This is a genomic window from Kosmotoga sp., from assembly GCF_982836095.1.
In genome coordinates this window covers 5728-12299 of the sequence record NZ_CEYIHJ010000043.1, presented here as the reverse complement: position 1 = coordinate 12299, position 6572 = coordinate 5728, and the positions used below count along the sequence as shown (strand labels likewise).

The window sequence follows — 6572 nt, the reverse complement described above, 5'->3', positions numbered from 1 at the left end:
GGGGGCTTCTGACCAGCTTTACGTGAAGAGCTCCGGGAACATCAAAATCGTCTGTATAAACTGGCTGGCCAGTTACAAGAGCAACGCCATCTACTTTTTTCACACTTCTATTCACTGCCGCAAAGCGTTTCAACTCTTTTGTGTTCAATGTATCAGTCATCGGAAAGGCCCCCTCTCTTTTTGACTAAATTGAGGATTGCCCTGATTTGTGATTCGTATCCCGTACATCGACAGAGATTTCCGTTAAGCGCTTCTCGAATTTCCTCTTCTGTGGGTTCGGGATTCTCCTCAAGCAGGGCCTTGGTTGTAAGGGTAAAGCCGGGTATGCAGAAACCGCACTGTGCGCCTCCTGTTTCAAGTAGCGATTCCTGTATTGGATGCAAATTTCCTTCTTCGGCGAGAGATTCAACAGTTTCAATTTTATGTCCAGCAGCCCTGGCTGCGAAAGTGGTACAGGAAAGTATGGGTTTTCCATCTACAAGCACTGTACAATTTCCACAACTGGCGTTGTCACAACTCCTTCTAACGCTTTTATACCCTAAGCGTCTGAGCACATCCAAAAGCATTTCACCCGGATTGATATCAACAGAATGTACCTTTCCATTAACATTGAGTTCGAGCTTCACAGTACCATCTCCCTTATATCAAGCAGTGCCCGTTCGACGAATATGGATGCTAGATGCTGTCGATATTCAGCAGATGCCAACAAGTTGGAACCACCTTCGAAATTCTCGTAGGTAAGATTTCGGGCTATGGATGCGGTGGTATTGTCTAACTTCAAACCTCTGATTCCTTTTTCGACAACTGAGAATCTCACAGGAAAGTGAGGTCTGGATCCCACAACAATTCGCGCGTCTTCAATAATATCCCTTTGCAACTTCAGTCCAATTGCAACATTGATGATTGCAATATCAAAGGTGGATTTCGAAAATTTCTTAAAAGAGTAAGAATATCCATTTCCCGTAAAAACCACGTTAGTTATAAGAGGCTTTTCCGCTTTCGGAGTATGATTGAATTCATCGATAGATATATTTCTGAATCCCTGTTCATCATAAACGATAAGCCGCGCGTCACTTGCAATCAAGCATGCCGTAACATCTGACCAACCAAGTTTTGGAGCAATTGACCCTCCAATTGTTGCCATATTACGCAACTGCCAGCTGGCGACCTTGGAAAAAGCATTAAAGAAAAAATCCCCGTAATGCTTACGAACGAGTTCGTTTTTTCGAAAATCTTCAATTTTTACCATAGCACCAACTACCAGGTTATCATCCTTTTCTGAAATAGTATTCAACCCGACATTTTCGAGGTCAATGATTCTTTCAATCGAAGATGATTTCATCAAAGCAACCGTAGTCCCACCGGCAAGGAAAACCGAATGCGCTCTGTCTTCGTTAAACAGCTCAAAGGCTTCTTGAACCGTGGTAGGCTTAAAGTATTCTTTCACATTTGCAAGCATCACAACACCTTCTTTCTCCAGAAGTCAAAAGCACTTTTCAAAAGGTTTTTTATGACTTCCTTTCTATACCATGCAGAAGCTCTTATGTCGTCAATCGGTGAAACATATTCCAAACAACGTTCCATAAATTCATCCATCACTGTGATAATCCCATTGCTTCTTTTAAAATAGCGCTCGGCTTTGTAAGCTCTCACAACAGTAGGGGCAACAGAACCAAAAGCTATTCTCAGGTTATCCCCTTTTATTAAAAGCCCCAGTGAAGCGATTGCAATGGCCATAGCTGTTCTTTGACCAACTTTGTAAAACAACGGATGCCAGCTTCCTGACTTCTCGAATTCCACGGCTCTCACAAATTCACCCATAGACAACGCAGTTTTGCCAGGGCCCTTGATAAATTCTTCAATGGGAAGCTTGCGTTCTCCTTTTGGGCCATGTATAACCACTTTTGCATTAGACAAATATAGAGGAATAAGGGAATCACCAGCTGGCGATGCGTTGACAACATTTCCCACAATTGTCCCGCGATTTCTTATCTGAGGGGAACCGATTTCTTTTAATGCCATGAGCATAATAGGAGAATGCTCTTTCAACACATTAGAATTCAAGGCCATTGAATGTGTAACTCTACAGCCAACCCGAATACGGTCGCCTACATCGGTAATTTCATTCATACCCTGAATCTTTGACAAACTGATAATCTTGTCAGGATTTATCCTTCCAGCTCGTATGCGCACAAGTAAATCGGTTCCACCGGCCATGATTTTTGCATTTTCGCGCATTAACAAAGTCATAAGCTCATCTTCAGATTCAGGTAGAAAAACATCAAACCCCACCGCTACACCCCCTAAGTTTCTACATTTCTTTCTTTCTTTTTTCAAATATTATTTCAGCAGCAATGGCAATGGCTATTTCACCTGGTGTATTCGCACCTATGTCAAGGCCAATAGGAGTAGATATCCTTTTCCAATCTTTCTCAGTGAATCCTTCAGCTATGAACTGTTCTTTTAACTCCGCGTTTTTCTTTTCTGAGCCAATCATTCCGATGTACCGTGGAGATTTTGAAAAGCAGATTTTCAACGCTTCAAGATCCCTGATATGGCCTCTGGTAACTATCACACAGAAATCGCCGGGTTTTATTTCTGGAAATCCCGTCTTTTTGCCATAATCAACCTTGTATGTTTTGGCACCCTGTATGCGGGATAAAAAAGTTTCGTCATCGTCGATCACAGTGCAGTTCAGCCCGGCAACTCTGAAAACCGAAAGAAGCAAAGACGTGATATCTCCTGCACCGAAAATGTGCACCATCGGCCCTACACCTTGGTACATGAAAAACACCTCGGTTCTTTCGCCACATGTTGCTCCATGTTTTCCAGCGTCTGATCTGAACTCGGTGAAGCGTTCAAGAAAAGATTCGCCGTTATACAAAGCTCTTCTGAAATTGCGTTGCACAAATTCACCAAAAGCTCCTTTGAGGTTGCCATAAACTTCACCATTCTCATCCATCGCATATATTTCACCGGGGTTTCGGAAACTCGATGATTTTGCTGAAACCACTATTGCCAAAACATATTCTTTATTATCCGAGAGTTGTTTCATCAATTCTTTGAGGGTTTTCAAGAAATTTTTCAGCCTCCTTAAGATCCTCAGGGGTATCAACATCGAATATATGGCGCCAACTTCCTTCAAGGTACCTAACCTTTACCTCCTGTGCCGCGATGAGTTGCTTAATTCCCCGATCTCCTTTCAAGCTCAACACCCTGTCGAAATATCTTTTTGGAACATATGTTGGGAACCCCTTTATACCGTTGTAGCGAAAAGCTATGATACAATTCGGATCTTTCTGTATAACCTTCAATAACTTCTCAACGTCTGTTTCCATTAGAAAAGGCATATCCCCCAGTAATATAAAAAAACCGTCATAGCCTTCTGATAGAACTTCATTTACCGCAATTATCAAACTTGTTGCAAGGCCATTTTCATAGTTATTATTAATCAAAATCTTGAACCTTTCACACTTAACGATATCTAATGGAAAATAAGGATTTACAACGAGTATTTTTTTACCATAGCTTTCAATACAGAATTCATTTAGCACATAGGAAATAAGTGGCTTTCCTTTGAGTTGTGATAAGAGTTTCCTGCTTCCAAACCTCTTTGATGCACCGGCAGCAAGAATCACAATGGCAATTTTTTCTCTATCCATCGCCCTTTAACTTCTCAGCTGCGAGTTCAACAGCTTCAATTATTTTATAATAACCTGTGCATCTGCAAAGATTTCCTTCAAGTGCTTTTTTTATCTCTTCGCGCGTAGGTGAAGGATTGTTATCGAGTAATACCTTGGTAGACATAACCATGCCTGGAGTACAGAATCCACATTGGATAGCACCAGCTTCCACAAACGCTTCCTGAATTGGGTGCAACTTTTCACCAGGTCCTTTCAAGCCTTCAATAGTCCAAACGTCTTTTCCATCGAGTTCGGCGGCTAACATTAAACAGGAATGCACATTTAAGCCATCCACAATGATAGTACAGGCACCACATTCACCTTCACCACAGGCCTCTTTAGGACCGGTCAACCCCAGTTCATCTCGAAAAAAGTCAAGAACTCGCTTATCTGGCCTGACATCATATTTTACTTTTTCTCCATTCAAAGTAAACTCAACTATCATTTTTTATCGCCTCCCTGACTCTGTCCAAGTTTGCAGGCACTTTTTTAAGAGACTTGAGTATTTTCAGTGGAGCCTTAAGATCCTTCAATCCATTGCCGGTTATAACTATCGCTACACGTGTAGAATCGGTGAACAATCCCTTGCGATGAAGTTTTTTGAAACCAGCAAAAGCTGTTGCCCCAGCTGGTTCAGCAAAAACGCCCGTTGTTCTTGCCAGTTCAATTATACTATCCAGTATTTCTTCGTCTGAAACCCTTACAAAGAGTCCATTGTTTCTCTTGGTATAGAGACACGCTTTCAAAAAGTCTCGAGGTTTACCAACCGAGATGCTATCAGCTACGCTGAACGCAGAAATATCCTCCGGTTCAAAAGGCTCGCCTTTTTCATAAGCCCTAATTACCGCATCGGCTCCTTCAGCCTGCACTCCCACCACTGTTGGCATCTTATCGATGAGTTTGGCTTCCTTGAGGTCCATAAATCCTTTGTAGAAACTGCTCAATACCGTTCCATCGCCAACGGAAACGAAAACAAAGTCAGGCAATTTCCAATTCAACTGAACAGCCATTTCAAGAGCACCAGTCTTCTTTCCTTCGAGCAAATAAGGGTTAATGGCACTATTTCGACAATACCAATTCTCCTTGAGTCCTATCTTCATGGAAATATCAAAAGCTTCGGCGTAACTCCCGTCTATTGGAATCACGTTTGCACCATAAACTTGCAACTGAGTTAATTTTGCCGTTGGAGCGGAAGCTGGAACGAAAATATAACTTTCCAGTCCCGAAGCAGCACATAAGCCTGATAACGAACTTGCGGCGTTTCCTGTTGAGGCGCAGAAAAGGGTGTCATAGCCTTTTTCCACCGCTTTGGCTACTGCGACTGCACTGGCCCTATCTTTAAAAGACGCAGTGGGATTTCTCCCATCATCCTTGATGAATATCTTACCAACTCCTAATTTTCCCGCTAGATTTGTAGAATCATACAAGGGTGTGTTTCCAACGAGAAGAGGGGGTCTCCATCCATTTTCGCGTATAGGAAGAAGTTCTTCAAATTGCCATATCCCTTTTGGCGAAAATTCCTCATAGTGCTCTTTTTTGATGGTTTTTTTTAGGTAATCAGGATCATAGACGATTTCAAGCGTCCCCATTCTATCTCCACAATGTGGACAGGTATATTCAACCTCAGAGGGATCATATTCCTTGCCACAATGGAGACAGCGTAAAAGAAATCTTTTCACAGTAGTACACCCCCGATTGCTTTTACAGGGCACCGGCTTTGACATAATCCACAACCAAAACACTCTTCTGAAGCCACAACTACGGCGTTGTTTTTTATAGATAGAGCAAAATATGGGCATACATCTACGCAAAGGCCACATAATGTACATTTTTCCTTGTCTATAACCGGAAGCCGCTTTTCGTAACTGGCCTTGTTATTGGAATATTTAGCAGTTCCAATTATCTCTCTTACGTTGTGTACCTCAATTTCCTGAAGTTTTTTTGGAAGATCATCAATGATCCGTTTGTAAATGCTTTTTCCTCTAATCAAAGCTGCCGATAAAAACTGAACAGCAGTCGCGCCAGCCATCAAGAAATCAATGACATCCAAGGCACTCGATATACCGCCCACGCCTATAATGGGTAGAGAAGTCGATTTAGCAACTCGTTTTACCATAGCAAGAGCAAGGGGTTTTATTACCGGGCCGCTTATCCATCCAAAACCATCTTCGCTTCCAAGGTAAGACCTTTTTAGCTTGCTGTTTAAAGGGTAAGCGGGACCAAGTGAATTCATGATAACAATGCCATCCCCACCGGCTTCTTCAATGGTTTTCGCCATGCCTTCTGGATCAGGCACTGAGGGATCGAATTTCAAAAAAACTGGTTTTCTAGTGTGTTTCTTCACGGCTTTTATCAGCTGTTTCATCAATTTTGGATCATCGGCAACATAATGTGTCGATAACTCAAATCCATCAGCGAATCCATCAAACCTTGGCACTAAAAGATTGAGATCTTCTACTGTATACCCCAAGCTGACAATTAGAGGAATCCCACTTTCCGCACGATATGCTGGCAGAAATTCTTTTTCCCACTTTTCGGGCGGAAATTCGGTCCACAATTCAGTATTCATGACATAGTTGTTTCCTGCAATTATACACGGTCTGGGTACCTCAGCGGCTTTTGTAGATATGGTCTTCGTAACCATACCACCTACTCCAAGCCTTTCGAGCGCGAGCATTTTCCTGTTATCTCCTGTTAATGGTCCCGAAGCTGGCAGAATGGGATTTTTTAATTTTATTCCAGCAATCTCAACACTTAAATCCATTCAAATCATCCTTCGGTGTGAAATCATCCGGATACCAACCAGCTGTGTTGGCCATCGAACAGGCTCGCCAGGCATGAGCACGGGCGTAGTTTGGATCAATCTCGATGGCTTTGTTAAAAAGCTCA

8 protein-coding genes are annotated in these 6572 nt (G+C 42.4%); all 8 read right to left on the bottom strand.

Going from position 1 to position 6572, the window contains the following annotated elements; genetic code table 11:
• Positions 1-152: 152 nt before the first annotated feature.
• The 8 genes from AC3LHT_RS04470 to AC3LHT_RS04435 are packed head-to-tail and all read right to left on the bottom strand — an operon-like array spanning position 153 to position 6447.
• Positions 153-626: a (2Fe-2S)-binding protein gene (locus AC3LHT_RS04470; protein ID WP_290645710.1), complete on the bottom strand. Its 474-nt coding sequence runs from the start codon at positions 624-626 to the stop codon at positions 153-155.
• Positions 623-1459, bottom strand: coding sequence for an FAD binding domain-containing protein (locus AC3LHT_RS04465; RefSeq protein ID WP_290645708.1), 837 nt, complete (start codon positions 1457-1459; stop codon positions 623-625). The genes AC3LHT_RS04470 and AC3LHT_RS04465 overlap by 4 nt, the downstream gene beginning before the upstream one ends.
• Entirely contained in the window at positions 1459-2292 is an 834-nt protein-coding gene (locus tag AC3LHT_RS04460; RefSeq protein ID WP_290645706.1) for an FAD binding domain-containing protein, read from the bottom strand. The genes AC3LHT_RS04465 and AC3LHT_RS04460 overlap by 1 nt, the downstream gene beginning before the upstream one ends.
• Positions 2293-2311: 19 nt before the next feature.
• Complete coding sequence (locus tag AC3LHT_RS04455; RefSeq protein ID WP_290645704.1) at positions 2312-3076, bottom strand: XdhC family protein; 765 nt, start codon at positions 3074-3076, stop codon at positions 2312-2314.
• Complete coding sequence (locus AC3LHT_RS04450) at positions 3036-3662, bottom strand: nucleotidyltransferase family protein (protein WP_290667097.1); 627 nt, start codon at positions 3660-3662, stop codon at positions 3036-3038. Before AC3LHT_RS04450 ends, AC3LHT_RS04455 begins: the two co-directional genes overlap by 41 nt.
• On the bottom strand, positions 3655-4128 hold the full coding sequence (locus AC3LHT_RS04445) for a (2Fe-2S)-binding protein (RefSeq protein ID WP_290645700.1): 474 nt from the start codon (positions 4126-4128) through the stop codon (positions 3655-3657). The genes AC3LHT_RS04450 and AC3LHT_RS04445 overlap by 8 nt, the downstream gene beginning before the upstream one ends.
• Positions 4118-5362: a threonine synthase gene (gene thrC, locus AC3LHT_RS04440; protein ID WP_488662097.1), complete on the bottom strand. Its 1245-nt coding sequence runs from the start codon at positions 5360-5362 to the stop codon at positions 4118-4120. The genes AC3LHT_RS04445 and thrC overlap by 11 nt, the downstream gene beginning before the upstream one ends.
• Positions 5359-6447: a 4Fe-4S binding protein gene (locus AC3LHT_RS04435; protein ID WP_290645696.1), complete on the bottom strand. Its 1089-nt coding sequence runs from the start codon at positions 6445-6447 to the stop codon at positions 5359-5361. The genes thrC and AC3LHT_RS04435 overlap by 4 nt, the downstream gene beginning before the upstream one ends.
• Between the last annotated feature and the right edge of the window lie 125 nt (positions 6448-6572).